Consider the following 18,237-nt stretch of genomic DNA (forward strand, 5'->3'; position numbering starts at 1 on the left):
TTACCACACAAGCAGGCAAAAGCCATGGTGCGCACCTTATCGTCTTTATCGTCTTGTCCACCCATGATGGCAATAGCAGCTATTATTCGAAGCTGAATTTATAAGACAGAGGCCAGGTTGGCGGGTATTGCTACAGGCAGGATAATTAGCCCACCTAGTCCGGTAATAAAACCAGAGGTAGCACTCTTAGAATTTTGCCACCGAATTAATGCATTTACCTGATTTGCAACTCTCCTTTGTCCTTTAAAAATTCCTCCGCTAACTCATAAGCATCCTTTGTTCCAGGAAGCCCTCAAATGATAGCCTTATCGTACACCCAGTCTAATGCCTTTGTAATACTTTGCTGCGTAAGCGCCACACAAATTCCTCCCTGTTTTTTGAAAATTTTGTCGAGTCGTAGCTGAAATTCAGGCTTTCTCTCGAAAATAATTCATAGTTAACGCCTTAATTCCTACTTGTAAATTTTCCAGATGATCCCTTTGGACTAGATTGATTATACTAAACTTACAAGTTCAATAATAGATAAAATGATATTTTGATATCCTTCTGGTCAAAGGTTTCCTTCTCTAGCATTGAAGAGAGAAGGACAGGTGATCGAATGACGGAATTAAAGGTTTTAGTGGGGAAAGGTCTCCGTCAGATGCGGAAGGAGTAGGGGCTAACGCAGTTAGTACTTTCCGAACGTGCTGAAATGGTAGATACATATTTGGCGGGTGTGGAGAGAGGCGAACGCAACATTTCTCTTGAAAGTTTAGAGAAGATCTTGAGAGCTCTAGATGTGGAGCCGATTGATGCTTTTCGCTTAGGTGGACTGGAGTTAGGTAAGGGCTGGAAGAAAGCAAATGAAACTCAGTGCATCATATGATGATAAACGTTTCAGAGTTGGTGATGGTATTGTTTACACATTAATAACTCAGACGGAGAACATTGTTCAAGGTGTTGTTTGAACCTTAGGCTACCTCGCCAAAAATCCTAATCATCACACTACGGCGAATTGTGGTATTGCACAGCCACAGCTGGCTTCTCTGAACCTGTGTCCGAGTAAAACTACATAACTTTGGTTTGGAACAGGGGTTCAACATCGTGGGTACTATCGCTTTCGGAGGTGTTTGGCGGGGACGGTTCTGTCAACGTAATGGTTTGTTCTGTTTTGGTTGGTTGTACGTAGAATGACCTTACGATTTGTGGTTGCGTGGCGACGTTTATGTAGGMTAGCTTGCTTGCTGGCGTCGTCTTTTTGACTCTGAGTTTTTGTTGCCTAGGTAGTGCGGGAGCAGAAGCGCATTGTGAGATGCTCGGAAAAGGGGCTGACTGATACTACGATTGCTTTTCCATTTCAAGGAGCCCCGCGAAAGGTGGGCAATAGCACATTCATAGATGAAAACTTTATGCCTTATGACGATTAATGGCGCTTTCTTTCCCAATTAACAAAATTGACTGAGGCAGAAGTTACAAGATTCATTCAAAGGAATGCTGAAGAAGATAAGCTTCGACTTGATTTTATGAATGCTGAAGAAAAAGATACTGAACAGCCTCGGGAAACAGTTAAGAAGCGCTTTAATGTTTCGCCCGAGGAACCATTGCCAGTAATAATTCAATTGATCCTGTCGGATCGAATCTATATTCCTAAGAATGGATTGCCTCCGAATGTGATCAAAAGATTGATTAGACTTGCTTCCTTTTCCAATCCGGATTTCTATAAAACTCAGGCTATGCGTCTCTCCACTTATGGAAAACCAAGGGTTATTTCATGTGGAGAGGATCTTTCTCATCATATTGCACTACCAAGAGGGTGCTTGGATGTGACCAGGGATTATTTTGAGCAAAATAATGTACGGATCGAACTGCAAGATAAGCGTAACGAAGGGACAACAATTGAAGCAAGTTTTACGGGTACATTGACAACTCTTCAAGATACATCAGCAAGAGCAGTGCTTGCGCATGATATCGGGATATTATCCGCTGCTACGGCCTTCGGTAAAACGGTTGTAGCTGCTAACATTATTTCAAAGCGAAAAGTAAACACCATGATTATCGTTCATCGGCGGGAGCTGATGGTTCAGTTGAAGCAACGCTTACAGACATTTCTGGATATTCCGAAAAACTCAATAGGTGTGATTGGAGGCGGTAAAGACAAACGAACGGGTATTATAGATATCGCGATTATACAAAGTCTAAATTATAAAGGAGAAGTCAAAGAGTTTATTGGAGAGTATGGTCAAATCATTGTGGATGAATGCCATCATGTTTCTGCTTACAGCTTTGAGCAAGTTCTATGAAAGTTAAAGCAAAGTATGTATTTGGTCTTACAGCGACGCCCAAACGTCAAGATGGACAAGAGGCGATCGTAATTATGCAGCTTGGCCCTATCCGAATGAAGGTAGATGCCAAAATGTTGAACAGTACCAGAGGATTCTCTTTGACTGTCGTCCCTAGGTATACAGCATTTCAGATGCCTGCAAGTTCAACAAATCCAGGCATCCAAGATGTTTTTCAAAGTCTTGTTGCCGATGAAGCTCGTAATACGTTGATTTTCGATGACTTGTTGAAGTGCCTTGATGAGGGGCGTTCCCCGATGTTGCTTGTTGAACGTACTGCTCATGCAGAGTATTTTGAACAGCGACTGCGCCATTTTGCTAAAAACGTAATTGTTCTTCGCGGAGGGATGAGAAAGAAGCAAAGAGAGGCTATTCGAGAACAAATCGCTAAAACCTCAGATAATGAAGAGCGTGTGTTCATCGCAACGGGGAAATTGATCGGCGAGGGCTTCGATGATGCCCGGCTGGACACGCTATTCCTAGTTCATCCGATATCTTGGACCGGATCCTTAGAGCAGTATGCAGGCAGGTTGCATCGCAACCATGTTAATAAGAATAAGGTCAAGATTTATGATTATGATTACATTGACCTCCAAATTCCAATGCTAGCGAGCATGTATAAGAAACGGGTAAAAGGTTATCACAAGATGGGCTACCGTGGCGCCGAGATATGATGTTTGTATTGAGCCGAACCGAAACCATGTCCGATCGGGTTGTTGTTATGGTACAATAAAGGAAAGAAATTTGTTCGGAGGTGGCGGGATGCGTTGGGAAGAAGTGCAGGAACGCTTTCCCGAAGAGTGGGTCGTTTTGGAAGCGACAAAGACGCATTCGAAGGAAGGACACCGTTATATTGAAGAGGTTGTCGTTATTGATACGTTTTCTGATTCGACAAAGGCGATGCGACGATACGGTGAATTGCATCGGGAGCATCCTCATCGCGAATATTGCTTTTTTCATACATCTCGTCCTGAATTAGTTGCGCGGGAACGATATGTAGGAGTACGGGGGCCTAGATGAACATTGTCCAGGAACATGGACTGCCTTTTGTGAGTGTTACAATTATTTTCAGAGGTAAAGAGTTAGAAATGAACAAGGTTCTGCTGGATACAGGATCGGCGAGTACGCTATTCAATGCTGATTTAGTACGGGAAATCGGTGTAGTTCCAGAAGAGAACGACGTCGTGGATGCTATTCGAGGTGTAGGCGGAGTGGAATACGTGTACACCAAAAGTATGGATGCCATTTATTTTGATGATTTGTCTTTAGAGCAATTCCAAGTGGAAATTGGAAGTATGGACTACGGCATGGAGATTGACGGAATCATTGGCTTTGACTTTATGAAAGCGGCAGGACTTGTAATAGATACTCAATCCATGTTGGTCAAAGCGTGGGAGCAGTTCTGAACACAAGTATGCTAAGCAACCTCTCCAAACATCCTAAGCATCACACTCCAACGAATTGTGGTTTTGCACAGCCACGCTTCGCCTCCACCATGTAAATCCACAACCGCATGAGGTTGTGGATTTTTCATTTCCGGTTAGTTACATGATCCTTGAACTTGGAAAGCAGCTGCCTCAGAACCTCCTCTGTGACGGTTTCTTTTTTCTTTCTCGCACTTTGCTCGATGATTTGCCGCTCCAGCTTCTGTGCTTCGAGTTTCTCTAGCTTGCTGAGCAGGGTGGTGTTGGACACGCCGCTAGCCATGGCGCTGACGATGATTTCGATCTGCTTGCCTGTCTCATGCAGGCTCCTTCCAGTGAAGAGGCTGCCCCATTAAGTTATTTAGGGGACAGACTCATTTTGTGTTCGCAAAAACTAACATTTATCCATATATACGCAAACTTTATGCCTAATCATACACGCCGATCAAGACTATAATTTGATCAACAGGAGGGATCATTGAAATTATGGAAACGATCATAAACAAAAAAATGCAGCGGAATGGGATGGCTCTAGGCGGAATTGGCGCAGGAACGGTAGAAATCAATCAAAATGGCGTGCTGAAGGATTGGCATATTTTTAACCTGGGACAATGGGCATCCAGAGAGGCTAAAAAGAACAAGCTAGAAAATTTGTACGATTACGATACAAATGTGATGCCCTTCTATATTCGAACCAAACAAGGGACGGATATACCGAAATTCAGAAAATTATCCCATGACATGGATGGGGGAGAGTTTCGATCGATGATGTATTCATGGCACAAAGAAATCAAAGAAATATGCTATGATGCATCCTTTCCAATCAGTGAACTAAGTTACATGGATGAAAGTCTTCCCGTTAAAATCCGTTCGGAATTTACCTCACCCTTTGTCCCTTTAGATTCTCGAGTAAGCGGAACTCCGGGTTTCTATGCGACCTTCTTTATTGAAAACRTCACCAACGAGAATGTCGAAGTATCTTTGCTAGGAAAACTGAAAAACCCGATTAATAGAGGGCTGAATAACCGAGAGTTGAGAAATCGTCATCACAAAAGTGATGATCATATTTCCATCACAATGAGCAGTGATTCGAATGGCTCCCATCAACAAAACGGGAATATTAGCTTTTCGGTCGGCGGCGGAGAAACCAGTTATATTCAGGGTGATTTCTCAAGTTACTTTGCTAATTTTGTGTTAGGTGGCGAATTTGGTGTAACGGAACAATCGTATCTATTCGACTTTAGAGAGACGGGTAAGTTACCGAACTTAGGGAGTGAGACATTTCCTGAGCATATCGTTCATTTAACCGATGACGAGCTGGATCGATTAAACGATCTGCAAATCGAAGAATTGATGTCGCGAATCCTAGAAATAGCCAGCTCAAATCCTCCCTATCAACGTATACTTGAGATCGATCAAGCACTTCTGGCGGATAGAGCGGGAAAAATGAAATTTATTCGCCTCATTAAAGACCAAATGAACAGCATATGGAAGGACGCCGAAGGGCATGAATCTTGGGGAGATGCCGCGCTCTGTTCTAGTGTTACGTTAAGACCGGGAGAGAGAAAGGAAGTTCGGTTTATCGTCTCTTGGTACTTCCCGAATCACTTTAGCGATCATGGTGGTTTTGTCGGGCATATGTACACTAACTGGTTCAAGGATGCCAAAGAAGTCAACGATTATATGAATGTGAATTCGAACGATATCTTAAAAAAAGTCAGAAGGTTTGCTAATGAGTTAGCCCATTCCGACACCCATACCTCATTCGTGCATCATTGGATAAATCAATTAAATACGGTTATTAAGTGCTCATGGTGGTCCAAACAAGGGGATTTTGCCATCTGGGAAGGTTATGGAAGCTGCGGATTCCATACGATGGATATTACTTATCAGGGATCGTTTAATCTATTGGCGCTATTTCCGGATCTACAACTAGGGCAGATGGAGCTTGGGGCAAGGTTTCAAAGAGAAGACGGGAGAGTACATCACTTCTTTACTCCCGATTTCGATTCCGTGGATAACGGTTTTGATCGCGTGGACATGAATCCGCAATACGTACTGTTGGTTTGCCGCGATTATCTTTGGACCGGTAATATCGAGTATGTGAGAAGACTTTGGAATTCCATCGTCATGGCTATGGATAGCATTGAAAGATTAGATTGCGACGGGGATTGTCTGCCAGATACGGAGACCGAAAGCAATACGTATGATGCGTGGCATTTCAAAGGAACGCCGTCTTACATCTGCAGTTTGTGGTTAGCGGCATTACTTGCGGCATCTCGCATGGCAGATGATCTAGGCGAACAGCAGCTTAAAAGCAAATGGTGTACCATGCTGGAGATCGGCAAAAAGAATTTTGAACAGAAGCTGTGGAATGACGAGTATTTTAGCTTGTGGGTGGATGGCGAAGCAAAAGATGAGTGCTGCATGGCGGATCAGATAGACGGACAGTGGTTTGCGCAACTGATCGGATTAGGTAGTTTTATACCTGAGCATCGTACCCAAGACGCACTGAAATCCGTATTTAAGTATAATTACCACCCTGAAACAGGACTTATCAATGCGGTATACCCCAAGCATGCTAAGCCGACGTTATTTACGTATCGCAATGTTCAGGCAGAAGCCAATTGGTCGGGTATTGAGTTTGCTTTTGTATCGGCATTAATGGAATATGGATTGATTGATGAGGCGATTGAGTTATCCGAAAATGTGGATCGAAGGTATTTTCATGCGGGAAGAATATTTAATCACGAAGAATGCGGCGATCATTATTACCGAGCCATGGCGGGGTGGGCAATCCTATTATCTGCTTCAGGCTTTAAATTGGATGTCCCTAAAAGCACGGTTGCGTTTGTTCCGCCGGCGGAGAGCATTCAAGCGCCTTGGTTTGCGCCTTCCGGGTTTGGTCGGTTCATCAAGCAATCCGATACTTTCGAGCTCCAATGTACGGTCGGTGAAATGAGCTTTCAAACTCTCATTCTTACTATCAAGCCTATTGAAAAAGTTCGGGTCAATGGCGAGATGGTGAACTTCGAATTAATTGAAGATGCAGACCGCACGATAATAAAATTCGATCAAGTGATCACGCTCAAACCCGATATGAAATTAGTTGCGTAYCGAGCGTACCGGGAAACCCAATAAATAGACTTTCCGATAACAACAAGGTATTACCGCATCCGAAGGGTATTACCTTGTTTTGTCTAATATATAAGAATTTATAAGTATTCACTTATAAATGTGCTTATATATCTCCGCGAAACGAATGCTCTTGCCGAAGAGGACGGCGAGAGCCGTTTACGCTTGATAGGGAGTTTTCTTCTTGCTTCCATAGCTCATGATTTTTATAAGCTTGTGGAGAATGAAATCTTTGTCTCTTGAAAATTTTGGAGAAGTATAAAGGATCGTCGAAGCCGGTGGAGCGGGCTATCTCGGAAATATTCAGATCGGAGTGCTTCATCAGCTCGCAGGCCCGAGAGATTCTAATATTCATTAAATATTGCTTGGGAGAAATCTTCATATGCTTCTTAAAAATAGAACAAAAATAACTGCGATTAAACCCTAAGCGGTCGGCTAGATCGGACATTTTAATATTGAGCATATAATGATGCTGAATATATTGCACGGCTTGTAACACATGTATATTTTCTTTGCTTATATTCGCGTTATTTTTATTATTCTTATTGTGCTGCTCCGTTAATAGGGAAAAGAAAATATACAATAACCCTAAGCTTCTAATATACGGAACGGAATAATTGTTAGAAGAGTGAATGATAGCTGACATATTATCCACTAGATGGCTATCATCGTCGAAATGAAACAAGCGGTTCTCATCGTTCAAGCCGCATTGCTCTAGGTATTGTATGGTATTCATTCCATGGAAGCCTACCCAGTAGCAATGCCAGGGGTCGTCTTCCTCTACTCCGTAATAGACAACTTCTCCCGGATAAATAATAAATCCATCGCCTTTGTTCACTTCATAGGTTCGGTTTTTCGTTATAAACTTCCCTTTTCCAATGTCGATGTAATGGATCAGATAATGATCCCTTGCAGCCGGCCCAATGTGATAATTAGGGCGGTATTGCTCTTCACCACATTCGTATAAGGCCAGATCGACATTGCTTCTGTCATCCGTTTTGTAGGAAGTGAATGAGTAATCCATGGGTTAACCTCCAACTATTTATACGTATAATATACACGCCAATTCATATATTAAATAGCCGCAGATATATTCGGGCCTGAAATATTCATATAGCAATGAGTCGACTGGTTAAATCGGATGTTCGCCCATACCCAAGTCACTTCGTCTCTATAGGGAAATTTTCTCTGAAACAGGAAGTTCGATTATTTTGACATTTCTGAAATTAATAGAGTAATTGATTCCAATTTATGGTATTATTGTGGGTGTCATAATATAGGGGCTGCATACGGATGATAGGGAATACGAAAGAGAAAGAACAGACGATATTTGATCATACTGGAAATACGATCAAGACAGAAGATCGAGAGATTCGAATTGTTGCCAAGTATGAGGAACCTCTGGTTGTCGTACTAGGAAATGTGCTTAGCGATGAGGAATGCGACGAGCTAATTAAACATTCCAGGGAACAATTGCAACGTTCAAAAATAGGTGAAGATCATGTGGTCAATCCTATTAGAACGAGCAGCGGAGTTTTCTGTGAGGGGAATGAGACGGTTACTAGAATCGAGAAGCGACTCTCTCAAATTATGAATGTTCCTATCGAGCATGGTGATGGCTTGCAAGTTCTGCTGTATACCCCTGGCCAAGAGTATCAACCTCATTATGATTTCTTCGCAGAAACGACTCGAGCAAGTGCCAACAATCGAATTAGTACGCTCATATTGTATTTGAATGATGTGGAAGAAGGCGGAGAAACTGCGTTTCCCATGCTTAATTTTTCTGTTGTCCCTAACAAAGGCATGGCGGTTTACTTCGAATATTTTTACAATAATCATGAATTAAACGATTCCACTTTACATGCAGGTACACCAGTGATTAAAGGGGAAAAATGGGTTGCAACGATGTGGATGAGAAGACAAGCCTTACGCTCTTCCTAGATGTATGATTATGTACGGCGTGATTTTCGGACAGAGATTCAAATCCCCTCGCCTCCACCATTAAGAAAGCCGACCGCGTGAGGTCGGCTTTTTTGTGTGGTTGGAGAAGATTTAGGGGAGTCGCCCTACTCCGAAGGAGGGCATGGGGTTTGATAATACGGTATATTATTCCGTGATGAAGGGAGGGGTTTGTACATCTGTCTAACGCTTGGTGATTTTTCATGTGAATGAAGAAGGAGTCTCTCGGGTGACATCAAAACTGTGACTACACCCGTAGAGGCCTGTGTGGCGTAATATTCGGACAGGGGTTCAATTTCCCTCGCCTCCACCATGTAAATCCACAACCGCAGGAGGTTGTGGATTTTGCTTTTCCTCAAGAGCCGTGACAGGAAGCATCAGAATTAACTCCACATTATCTTTGCCGCCATTGGCAATAGAACAACAACTCTTTTTCCACACCACTGTTGTTTTGATCTCATGAGGTCGGACCTTGTCATATTCAAATAAGAAAGAAGTTCAAAAACTATCCAACTTTGTGAAATAAATCACAAACATTACTGGATTTTTGTATTAGAATAAAAATAAATAGAAGGAGAAAGGAGTGATACTCATGTTGAACACCTACAGAGACGAACAATTAACGAAGTATCTTCTTCATTTTTGTTTTACTTGCGATCGGGGACACGAGTGCACGACAGAAGAAATAACGGTCGCTTGTATGAAAGAGAAATTCGCCGAAGCTGAATGTAAGACACCGCAAGAAGAGACGCGTGAATTGCTGCGATGGTACGAGCAAATATAGGTATCATGAAAAAGTAGACACTCCCTTGCAAGGATATAATGCAAAAGCACCCGAAGGGGCAATCGTTTTCGAGGTGCCCCTCGGGTGACATCAAAACTGCAGCTACACCCGTAGAAAGATGTGTGGCGTTGTCTTCGTACAGGGGTTCCTCCACCATATTTAACCACAACCGCATAAGGTTGTGGTTTTTGTTTTTCACCATACGTATAGCAATGACCTCGTAATTCTATCTTCTTTTCATATATAATTTAGAGTAATTGTATGGCCACAGTGAAAAACAAAGGGTAGCAACAAGTAAAGGAGCGATCGTGTTCTATGCCGTTTACCATCGTTCGAAATGACATAACGAAAATGCAGATTGATGCCATCGTTAATGCTGCAAATCCTTCACTCCAGATGGGAGGAGGGGTATGCGGTGCTATCTTCAAATCGGCAGGTGCAAGCGAGCTGCAAAAAGAATGTCATTCCATTGGCAGCTGTGAAATAGGGCAAGCAGTCATCACCCAGGGCTACAAACTGCCTGCAAAATACATTATTCATACGCCCGGTCCAGTCTGGCATGGCGGTCAGAATGGAGAAGAGATGCTTCTTCGGGAATGTTATGTCAATTCCCTAATACTTGCAGAGCAGTACAGCTGTGAATCCGTTGCATTTCCTCTGATTTCGTCAGGTATATACGGCTATCCGAAGAAGGAAGCTTTGCAAGTGGCATCTGCTACCATCCAATACTTTTTGAGGGATCAAGACATGGATGTCTACCTCGTCTTGTTCGACAAGTCGGCAGTTGAAATTAGCGAACATATACTTGGCAAGGTCGAGGCGTTTATCGACGAGCATTATGTGGATGAACATACCCCGTTGCGCCGTAGTACGCTGAATGTTGAACGTTCTGCAATTTACGAGGACACCGTTCCGATGGTGATGCCCGCATCTAAGGAGAATTTAACAATCGGTAGTCTCGATGATCTGATCGAGCACCTCGATGAGCCGTTCTCTCTGGCACTTCTAAAGCTGATTAGCGCAAAAGGCAGAACGGATGTTGAAGTTTACAAGCGTGCTAATATTGACCGTAAGTTATTTTCCAAAATACGAAGCAACCATGCCTATATGCCTAGCAAAAGAACCGCTATCTCTTTCGCCGTAGCGTTGGAACTGAATCTTGACGAAACCGAGAACTTGCTGGAACGTGCGGGATATGCGCTGTCTAGAAGCCAGAAATTTGATGTCATTATTGAATATTTCATCACGCACGGCAAATATGATATTTTCACAATTAATGAAGTACTGTTCCATTACGACCAGCCGTTGCTGGGTTCATGAGGCATTAGTCATTGTCGCTTTGAAAGCGACCTATTCACTGTAGCGCTAGTGTATCCTTTATTCAGTAAGACATTGAATGGAGGAATAAATAATGAGAGTAAACCTCACGGAACTAGTATTTATATTGGACAAAAGCGGCTCGATGAGCGGACTTGAGGCTGATACCATCGGCGGGTACAATGCCATGCTTGCTAAACAAAAGGCTGTGAATGGTGAAGCGCGAATTACAACTGTTCTTTTCGACAACATTTATGAACTTCTCCATGACCGAATTGATATTAGAGCAGTATCGCCTATGACCGAAAAGGAATACTTTGTAGGAGGGTCAACAGCTCTGCTTGATGCAATCGGCAGTGCGATTAATAATGTAGGCAATGCTCAGAAGCATACATCCGAGGAATATCGAGCGGACAAGGTGTTGTTTGTCATTACAACAGATGGTATGGAGAATGCTAGCCGCGAATATGACTACTGCAAAATCAGGGCGATGGTAGAGCGACAAAAAAGTAAGTATGATTGGGAGTTTATATTCCTTGGCGCGAACATCGACGCGATGGACGTGGCCGGACGTTTTGGAATAGCTCCTAACCGGGTACAGAACTACCATGCTGATAGTCAGGGAACACAATTGAATTACGAAGTCGTGACAGAAGCGGTAACCAATTTCCGCAAGAGCGGTACATTAGCTGAGGATTGGGGAGATGGRATACAGGCAGACTTCGTTCGGCGTGGTAGCAATAAGGATGTCCGTAAGCCGAGAACATAAAAGAGTTTGTGTTACGGCATGCATCAAGCTCCGGCGAATTGTGGATTTACCAAACCACGGTTCCCCTCCACCATAAAAACCCCGATCTCAAGAGATCAGGGTTTTTGATCTTTATGTGCCGCTGTATTAGCAGAAGCAGTCGGGAGCTTTAGACTGCTGATCTAATTGCTGCTGGTTATCCTCGTATGCTATCAAAGTATGGGTTTAATGGAATGGTGTCTATTGCATGAAAGACATCCTTTCCGAAGGACAAGAAGGAAGCAGCGGCCTTAGGGGCGAGCTTATAGGCTCTGGAATTCGTTTAAGGTTTGAACTGTCGTAATAGTAGTTCATAGTTAACCTCCTATAAAAATCTAATGGGTCTACCATTGATTTTATGAGGCTTTGAGCTGAGCGACAGTGACAAAGTCACAAATGCTGATCTGCTATGCTTTTCAAGATATTACGGTCCAATATGGTGATTGTTCCTCTTCTTAATACGATGGCCCCCCTGCTTGAAAATTCTTTTAAATTCCGGGTAATGACCCCTCTTCCCGTCCCAAGTTCAACAGCCAGCTGTTCATGGGTAATTTGCAAGGATTCCGATTTTGCTGACTCAATCAATAAAAATTCCGCAATGCGATAGGGAATGGGATCGAAAGCAACATTTTCAAGCAGTTTGGTACGGATCCCCATTATTGTACTCTAATTTGTTTGGCTATTAAATGGGTGTTTTTGGGATAGTTACAGTTGCATGCTACCGCCAGTAGTTGAATGGTATAATAGTTGAAGTTTATTTTTACTGTCGAGCTTCGCCCAAAGCATTAAGCGTTTAGAAAGAGGGATGCAACAAGTGAAAAGTACCATTCGTATGTTTGTAGCTATAATGCTCGTGCTAATGACTGCTTGCTCGTCAGCTGCAAGTACAAATTCAGTAGGTGAGGCTGAATCGGACTTACAGGCTAATGAAGTTACAATAGATCAAACAACGCTAATAACAGACCCAACAGTCACAATTGACTCCACTGACCAAACAGATACCAATGCCCTCAAGAGCTCAGACGCAAATCACCCCAATAAGCCTACTTCTGATCAGCTAATTACTGTAGAATGGGAGAAAAAAGGACATCTGCCTCAAGGGTTTGTTTATTTGGATGAGTATATCCCAACTACGCAGCAAGTAATGGGTTATAGTAGTGATAAAAATTTTGTAGGTATGCCGATTGACGGCTATCTGGCCTCATTGGCGATCGCTACAGAGGAAGCGGCTCTTGCCTTGCAGACGGTTAGTGATGAATTGGAGAAACAAGGACTTATATTCGTGTTTTATGATGCATATCGACCTCAAAAAGCTGTTAATCATTTTATTCGCTATTCGCTTGATGAAGAGGATTTATTGATGAAAGATAGCTTTTACCCACTTGAAGAGAAAAGCACCTTATTTCAAAAAGGATACTTGTCCAAGCGGTCGGGACATTCGCGGGGAAGCACCGTGGACATAACACTCGCTTATGCGGATACAGGGGAAGAGCTGGATATGGGAAGCCCGGTTGATATGCTAGATGTTATTTCCAACTTTAATACCGGACAAATCACGAAAGAGCAAGCGGCCAATAGACAGCTTCTTAAGCAGGTTATGACTAAGCATGGTTTTAAGCCGTATAGTAAGGAATGGTGGCATTATACGTTGAAGGATGAGCCGTTTCCTAATGAGTATTTTGATTTTGATGTTGAGTAACAAAGGGATAATTATTACTACAAATATCTTATTTTAAATACCATGAATACTGGAGGTAGTTCTGAACATGAACCCGCAATTATTACGAGATTTCCCATTCTTTGAGCATCTTGATGATGAACATTTAGCTGAAATTACTAAGTTATGCAGCAAGCGCAATTATTTAAAAGGTGAGTCCATCTTTTTTGAAGGCGATGAAGGAGATGAACTTTATCTCGTTTTATCCGGTGTTATTCAAATCTATCAAGATAACCACTCCAGGGATGTGATCTTTTCTATTTTTAGAGAAGGTGATTTCTTTGGAGAGATGGCTTTGTTGCAAAATGAAAGAGTACGCTCTGCTTCTGCAAGGACAATTGAGAAGTCCACCTTATGCATTTTGAAGAAACGCGACTTCATTCCCTTATTAAAAAGTAAACCTGAAATAATGATCGGCATTTTGGAAACGACCTTAGATCGTCTGCGTGATGCCAATAAATTAATAACAGATTTAACCATTCTCGATGTGCGCACGCGCATTGCTCGTATGCTGCTGCGACTAACCGAACAACATGGAGTGCCCACTGATGAAGGTGTTTTAATCGATTTGAAACTAACGCATCAGCACTTGGCAGATATGACGGGAACGGCGCGCGAGACAGTGACAAAATCATTGCTTGAATTACAAAACGAGCAATTGATACGTATTGATCAGAAGAAAATACTCGTGTGCAACATGGATGCACTTAGAAATATACTCGACCCAGTTAGAGCATAACTTATAAAGAAACAGGCTGTCTTTTGCATGAATGTGCATGAGACAGTCTGTTTTTTTATTTATATATAAGAATTTATAAGTATTCACTTATAAATGTGCTTATATATCATCGCGAAACGAATGCCTTTGCCGAAGAGGACGGCGACAGCCGTTTACGCTTGTCTCAAAGGTTTATGCACTGGACTTAACTAAGCTGCTCTTTACTTCTTCCCGCCGAGCACGCGTATGGGATAGGCCGAAGAAGGTGGCTGCTGTTGCAGCAGCAAGGATAACACCCGTCGCTCCAATCCAGCTGATTGAGGTAAGTGATGCTTGCTGTACAATAACACCGCCAAGTCCAGCGCCCGCTGCCATACCGAGCTGCAGCACAGAGCTGTTTAGACTAAGCATGATGCCGGAAGCCTCCGGAGCCAGCGTCATCAAATGATACTGCTGAGTAGGGCCCGATGACCAAGCTGTGAATGCCCATAGCATAAGCACTGGGAGCACGATGAAAGGCGAGTGCCCTGCTAGTGAAAGCAGTACAAGCGCAATCGTGTGGAACAGCATCCCGCTAACTAAAGTACGAGGAGCTCCCCATTTGTCCGTGCTGTAGCCCCCGAACTTCGAGCCGAACAAACTAGCGATACCAAAAGCGAAGAGACCGATGCTCACGCCCTGCTCACTTAGCTTAGTTACGGTTAATAGGTAGGGTGAAATATAGGTGTAGACGATGGAGTACCCACCGATCCACATGAAGGTGACGGCTAAGGCGATCGCGATTTTTGGTTGTTTAAATAAAGCCAGCTGTTTGCGAACGGGTACTGGCTCATCACCATCAGATCGAGGAATAGTCGTTAAAATGATGAGCATAGCGAACAGACCAAGAATTCCAATAACTCCGAAGATTAGCTTCCAATCATATGCGGCAGCGGCAACTCTGCCGAGAGGCACGCCAATGATTAAGGAAGTACTGAAGCCCATAACTAGCGTTGCAATTGCACTGCCTTGTTTGCCAKGGGCTGCAAGCTTTGCAGCAACCGTCAATGCGGTAACGACAAATACGCCAGTGCCAAGAGCGAGAACGATTCGGGAAACTAATAAAAATGCAAAGCCGGGCAATGCGATGGTGATCAAATTGCCGATTGCAAATACACCAAGTGCATAGAGCAGCAGCTGTCGTCTTTCCATACGTGCTGTGACAGCCATGAGGATAGGAGTGCCGAATGCATATGCGAGCGAAAACACGGTAATCAGCTGACCTGCGGCTGATACCGAGACGCCTACGTCTGCAGCCACCTTATCCAAAATACCTGCAATAATGAATTCGGACGTCCCAACAAGAAAGCTGATTATGGCCAGCATATAAATTTTCCAAGCGTTTGACATACCAGTAAAGCCCCTCTCGACGCAGATGTTTTTATATTTCTAAGAATATAGAAATATAAAATAAAAAAAATTACTCCAACAAATAAGGAGCATACTTTTGCGCCAACTCGCGGTTTACGCTGTAGTAGATATAGGTGCCATCCTTACGGAGCTTAAGCAACCCGCACTCCGTCAATTGTTTTAAGTGATGAGAAAGCGTTGAACCAGCCACAGATTCCAGCTTAGCCCCAATATCGGAGCAGCACAAATTTTTCTCCTCCGTAAGAAGCAGAGCAATTTTGATTCGCGTGGGCTCTCCGAGCGCTTTGTATACTTTAACAGCTTGATTTATGTCCGCATGCTCTTCTACCATAATAAATTCACCTAATTCCAGTCATACTTTATTTCTATATCCGTAGAAATAAGATAACATACGTGTTTTAGAAAGTAAATAGACAACGAGACAAATGGTATATCGCGTAGGTAAAAGAAAGAGGCAGATATAGAAAAAAAGGCCGTCGAAAGCGATCGACAGCCTTTTTCATTTCGTGATTAGACGTTAACGGAGCTAGCCTCGACCATCCAATTAAGGGGGTCAGCAAGCTTACCCATTTGGATGCCGGTTAGGGTATCATAAAGCTTTTTGGATAGCTCGCCAGTGTTCCCCTCGTTAATGATCAGTACTTCATCCTGCCAGTTCAGTTCACCGATCGGAGAGATTACGGCTGCTGTACCTGTACCGAATGCTTCCTCCAGCTCGCCTTTGCGACTAGCCTCGTACAGCTCCTCGATTGTAATTGGACGCTCTACAACTTCAATGCTCCAATGCTGAAGCAGTTGAATAATGGAATTTCGTGTAACGCCGTCCAAAATACTGCCATTTAATGCAGGCGTATGCACGACGCCATTGATTTTAAAGAAGACATTCATGCTGCCGACTTCCTCAATATATTTGCGATGTACGCCATCGAGCCAAAGAACTTGGGAATAGCCCTTTTCTTTAGCGAGCTCCTGCGCTTTCAAGCCTGCCGCGTAATTGCCCGCTGTTTTCGCTTCACCCACGCCGCCCTTCACGGAACGTACGTATTCCGACTCGACGAAAATTTTTACAGGGTTTACACCCTCGGTGTAATAAGCGCCCACAGGCGACATGATGATGATGAATTGATAGTGAGTGGAAGGCGCCACGCCAAGCTGCGGCTGCGTTGCAATAATAAAAGGACGAATATAAAGCGACGTGCTAGGCGCTGTTGGAATCCAGTCCTGGTCAACGGCAATCAGCTGCTTCAATGCTTTAATGACGGTATCGATATCCAGCGCTGGAACACTAAGACGCTCGTTGGAGCGATTCATTCTTTGAATATTTTTTTGAGGCCTAAATAGCAGTACGCGACCATCATCGGTTTTATACGCTTTCAATCCTTCAAATATCGTTTGTCCATAATGAAACACTTTTGCTGCCGGGTCTAATACGATCGGTTGGTAAGGAATAATACGTGGCTTATGCCAGCCTTTGTCTGTCGAATAATCCATAATAAACATATGGTCTGTAAAGTAATTGCCAAACCCAAGCTGCTCTGCTGCTGGCTGTTGTTTCTTATTCGTGGTTAACTCGATTTCCAATGATTGAAGCAAATGGCCCAACTCCCTTAAGTGATCGATAATTGAATGCTAACACTTCATACGCTATATTTATAATATCTATTTTATTGAATGTCCATACCTTTTGGGTATAGATAGGGGGAGTGAACGACATGGATATGCGTCAGCTCAAATACTTCTTAATTATAGCACAAGAAGGACAGGTTACTCGCGCGGCCAAGCTGCTCAATATGGAACAGCCGCCCCTTAGCAGGCAATTGAAGCTGATGGAGGAGGAGCTGGGCGTTAAGCTCTTTGAGCGCAACGGAAAAGGTCTCATACGTACCGCTGCGGGCGAACTGCTTAAGCAGAAGGCAGAATTGCTGCTCGCACAGTTTGATGAATCTCTCAGAGAGGTTAAGGGAATGGAGGAGGGCATCCGCGGAGTTCTGTCGATAGGGTCGGTGGTATCCTGTATCTCCATATTGCCCAAGCGAATTGAGCAGTTCAGGGAACGGTATCCCCAGGTTACATTCAAAATCTCAGAAGGTGACCATTTTTACTTAGGAGAGCAACTGGAGAAGCGGGCTATTGATTTAGTGGTGGCGAGACTGCCATTTGAGGCGCAAAAGCATCCTCAGCAATATTCCGTGCTGCAGCTGCCATCCGATCCGTTCGTCGCTGTCATTCCAAGCTCATGGACGGATTACTCCTGCAAAGAGGGAATTCATATGAAGGAGCTGGCAAATTTCCCGTTCCTCACCTTAAAGTCAGACAAAACGACGCGGATGCATGAGCAGGTTGTGAAAGAATGCAAGCGACACGGCTTTGAGCCTAACATTATATGCGAGTGCTCAAGTGTGGCGATTATTATGTCGCTTATTGCTGGCGGGATCGGCGCAACGGTGTTCCCGAAGTCGGTTATGTCCTCTTTTCCAAGTACGGTTGTCAAAATGCTTAATATTGTCGATGCAAACTTTCAGTCTGATGTGGGTATTGTTTGGCTGAAGAATCATTATTTGCCGAAGCGTGCTCTGCAGTTTATTGAGAGCTTTCGCGCAGATATGCAGGTGGGAGAGGGAGAAATAGAATTCTAGTAGGCGGGTAGCAATCTGGATCAACTATATAC

At 43.5% G+C, this 18,237-nt stretch carries 18 protein-coding genes and 1 pseudogene; 13 read left to right on the plus strand and 6 right to left on the minus strand.

The features are described from left to right. Nucleotides 1-667 precede the first annotated feature (667 nt). From AC1DWN_RS13615 to AC1DWN_RS13635, 5 genes and pseudogenes are all read left to right on the plus strand, one after another. Nucleotides 668-865: pseudogene (locus AC1DWN_RS13615) on the plus strand (helix-turn-helix domain-containing protein); the annotation flags it as partial. 568 nt (nucleotides 866-1,433) lie between these two features. Next, complete coding sequence (locus tag AC1DWN_RS13620) at nucleotides 1,434-2,279, plus strand: DEAD/DEAH box helicase family protein (protein ID WP_477559442.1); 846 nt, start codon at nucleotides 1,434-1,436, stop codon at nucleotides 2,277-2,279. Continuing rightward, nucleotides 2,276-2,992 (plus strand): DEAD/DEAH box helicase, encoded by a 717-nt coding sequence (locus tag AC1DWN_RS13625; protein WP_477559443.1) that lies wholly within the window; start codon nucleotides 2,276-2,278, stop codon nucleotides 2,990-2,992. The genes AC1DWN_RS13620 and AC1DWN_RS13625 overlap by 4 nt, the downstream gene beginning before the upstream one ends. Before the next feature lie 88 nt (nucleotides 2,993-3,080). After that, a complete protein-coding gene (locus tag AC1DWN_RS13630) occupies nucleotides 3,081-3,338 on the plus strand; it encodes a hypothetical protein (RefSeq protein ID WP_477559444.1) in 258 nt (85 codons plus the stop codon). Continuing rightward, the gene (locus AC1DWN_RS13635; RefSeq protein ID WP_477559445.1) at nucleotides 3,335-3,724 is read left to right on the plus strand and encodes a retropepsin-like aspartic protease; all 390 of its coding nucleotides are present in this window, start codon (nucleotides 3,335-3,337) and stop codon (nucleotides 3,722-3,724) included. The genes AC1DWN_RS13630 and AC1DWN_RS13635 overlap by 4 nt, the downstream gene beginning before the upstream one ends. A gap of 124 nt (nucleotides 3,725-3,848) precedes the next feature. Here AC1DWN_RS13635 and AC1DWN_RS13640 read toward each other — a convergent pair whose 3' ends face one another. Further along, a complete protein-coding gene (locus AC1DWN_RS13640) occupies nucleotides 3,849-4,013 on the minus strand; it encodes a hypothetical protein (protein ID WP_477559446.1) in 165 nt (54 codons plus the stop codon). Nucleotides 4,014-4,228: 215 nt separating this feature from the next. On the opposite strand from AC1DWN_RS13640, the gene AC1DWN_RS13645 reads away from it, so the two are divergent. Continuing rightward, on the plus strand, nucleotides 4,229-6,883 hold the full coding sequence (locus AC1DWN_RS13645; RefSeq protein ID WP_477559447.1) for a GH116 family glycosyl hydrolase: 2,655 nt from the start codon (nucleotides 4,229-4,231) through the stop codon (nucleotides 6,881-6,883). A 100-nt stretch (nucleotides 6,884-6,983) separates the two neighbouring features. Here the strand turns inward: AC1DWN_RS13645 and AC1DWN_RS13650 are convergent, their stop codons facing one another. Further along, on the minus strand, nucleotides 6,984-7,901 hold the full coding sequence (locus AC1DWN_RS13650; RefSeq protein WP_477559448.1) for an AraC family transcriptional regulator: 918 nt from the start codon (nucleotides 7,899-7,901) through the stop codon (nucleotides 6,984-6,986). Between the two features lie 269 nt (nucleotides 7,902-8,170). Here AC1DWN_RS13650 and AC1DWN_RS13655 point away from each other — a divergent pair, with 269 nt between their 5' ends. The 4 genes from AC1DWN_RS13655 (at nucleotide 8,171) to AC1DWN_RS13670 (ending at nucleotide 11,706) form a co-directional block, all read left to right on the plus strand. Beyond that, a complete protein-coding gene (locus AC1DWN_RS13655; RefSeq protein WP_477559449.1) occupies nucleotides 8,171-8,818 on the plus strand; it encodes a 2OG-Fe(II) oxygenase in 648 nt (215 codons plus the stop codon). A 610-nt stretch (nucleotides 8,819-9,428) separates the two neighbouring features. Then, nucleotides 9,429-9,620 carry a hypothetical protein gene (locus AC1DWN_RS13660; protein ID WP_477559450.1) on the plus strand — a complete coding sequence of 64 codons (192 nt, stop codon included), beginning with the start codon at nucleotides 9,429-9,431 and terminating at the stop codon, nucleotides 9,618-9,620. Nucleotides 9,621-9,935: 315 nt separating this feature from the next. Next, complete coding sequence (locus tag AC1DWN_RS13665) at nucleotides 9,936-10,940, plus strand: macro domain-containing protein (RefSeq protein WP_477559451.1); 1,005 nt, start codon at nucleotides 9,936-9,938, stop codon at nucleotides 10,938-10,940. Between the two features lie 91 nt (nucleotides 10,941-11,031). After that, nucleotides 11,032-11,706, plus strand: a complete 675-nt coding sequence (locus AC1DWN_RS13670) for a vWA domain-containing protein (protein WP_477559452.1) — start codon at nucleotides 11,032-11,034, stop codon at nucleotides 11,704-11,706. 408 nt (nucleotides 11,707-12,114) lie between these two features. Here the strand turns inward: AC1DWN_RS13670 and AC1DWN_RS13675 are convergent, their stop codons facing one another. Further along, complete coding sequence (locus AC1DWN_RS13675; protein WP_477559453.1) at nucleotides 12,115-12,381, minus strand: helix-turn-helix domain-containing protein; 267 nt, start codon at nucleotides 12,379-12,381, stop codon at nucleotides 12,115-12,117. 157 nt (nucleotides 12,382-12,538) lie between these two features. On the opposite strand from AC1DWN_RS13675, the gene AC1DWN_RS13680 reads away from it, so the two are divergent. Together AC1DWN_RS13680 and AC1DWN_RS13685 are read left to right on the plus strand one after the other, a co-directional pair. After that, nucleotides 12,539-13,423: a M15 family metallopeptidase gene (locus tag AC1DWN_RS13680; RefSeq protein ID WP_477559454.1), complete on the plus strand. Its 885-nt coding sequence runs from the start codon at nucleotides 12,539-12,541 to the stop codon at nucleotides 13,421-13,423. A gap of 67 nt (nucleotides 13,424-13,490) precedes the next feature. Continuing rightward, a complete protein-coding gene (locus AC1DWN_RS13685; protein ID WP_477559455.1) occupies nucleotides 13,491-14,180 on the plus strand; it encodes a Crp/Fnr family transcriptional regulator in 690 nt (229 codons plus the stop codon). Nucleotides 14,181-14,351: 171 nt separating this feature from the next. Here AC1DWN_RS13685 and AC1DWN_RS13690 read toward each other — a convergent pair whose 3' ends face one another. From AC1DWN_RS13690 to AC1DWN_RS13700, 3 genes are all read right to left on the minus strand, one after another. Beyond that, nucleotides 14,352-15,548 carry an MFS transporter gene (locus tag AC1DWN_RS13690; protein WP_477559456.1) on the minus strand — a complete coding sequence of 399 codons (1,197 nt, stop codon included), beginning with the start codon at nucleotides 15,546-15,548 and terminating at the stop codon, nucleotides 14,352-14,354. 70 nt (nucleotides 15,549-15,618) lie between these two features. Beyond that, on the minus strand, nucleotides 15,619-15,900 hold the full coding sequence (locus AC1DWN_RS13695) for an ArsR/SmtB family transcription factor (RefSeq protein ID WP_477559457.1): 282 nt from the start codon (nucleotides 15,898-15,900) through the stop codon (nucleotides 15,619-15,621). Nucleotides 15,901-16,079: 179 nt separating this feature from the next. After that, nucleotides 16,080-17,162 (minus strand): branched-chain amino acid aminotransferase, encoded by a 1,083-nt coding sequence (locus AC1DWN_RS13700; protein WP_477559458.1) that lies wholly within the window; start codon nucleotides 17,160-17,162, stop codon nucleotides 16,080-16,082. Nucleotides 17,163-17,281: 119 nt separating this feature from the next. Between AC1DWN_RS13700 and AC1DWN_RS13705 the strand changes: the two genes are divergently transcribed. After that, nucleotides 17,282-18,205, plus strand: coding sequence for a LysR family transcriptional regulator (locus AC1DWN_RS13705; RefSeq protein ID WP_477559459.1), 924 nt, complete (start codon nucleotides 17,282-17,284; stop codon nucleotides 18,203-18,205). Nucleotides 18,206-18,237: the final 32 nt, after the last annotated feature.

It is taken from the genome of Paenibacillus sp. P4_A7, assembly GCF_056402455.1.

Bases quoted from the DNA above. Each gene is read 5' to 3' on its own strand.
- AC1DWN_RS13650 (WP_477559448.1), bottom strand. From the start codon at position 7,901: ATGGATTACTCATTCACTTCCTACAAAACGGATGACAGAAGCAATGTC.
- AC1DWN_RS13635 (WP_477559445.1), top strand. From the start codon at position 3,335: ATGAACATTGTCCAGGAACATGGACTGCCTTTTGTGAGTGTTACAATT.
- AC1DWN_RS13685 (WP_477559455.1), top strand. From the start codon at position 13,491: ATGAACCCGCAATTATTACGAGATTTCCCATTCTTTGAGCATCTTGAT.
- AC1DWN_RS13695 (WP_477559457.1), bottom strand. From the start codon at position 15,900: ATGGTAGAAGAGCATGCGGACATAAATCAAGCTGTTAAAGTATACAAA.
- AC1DWN_RS13625 (WP_477559443.1), top strand. From the start codon at position 2,276: ATGAAAGTTAAAGCAAAGTATGTATTTGGTCTTACAGCGACGCCCAAA.
- AC1DWN_RS13675 (WP_477559453.1), bottom strand. From the start codon at position 12,381: ATGGGGATCCGTACCAAACTGCTTGAAAATGTTGCTTTCGATCCCATT.
- AC1DWN_RS13705 (WP_477559459.1), top strand. From the start codon at position 17,282: ATGGATATGCGTCAGCTCAAATACTTCTTAATTATAGCACAAGAAGGA.
- AC1DWN_RS13665 (WP_477559451.1), top strand. From the start codon at position 9,936: ATGCCGTTTACCATCGTTCGAAATGACATAACGAAAATGCAGATTGAT.
- AC1DWN_RS13630 (WP_477559444.1), top strand. From the start codon at position 3,081: ATGCGTTGGGAAGAAGTGCAGGAACGCTTTCCCGAAGAGTGGGTCGTT.
- AC1DWN_RS13660 (WP_477559450.1), top strand. From the start codon at position 9,429: ATGTTGAACACCTACAGAGACGAACAATTAACGAAGTATCTTCTTCAT.
- AC1DWN_RS13655 (WP_477559449.1), top strand. From the start codon at position 8,171: ATGATAGGGAATACGAAAGAGAAAGAACAGACGATATTTGATCATACT.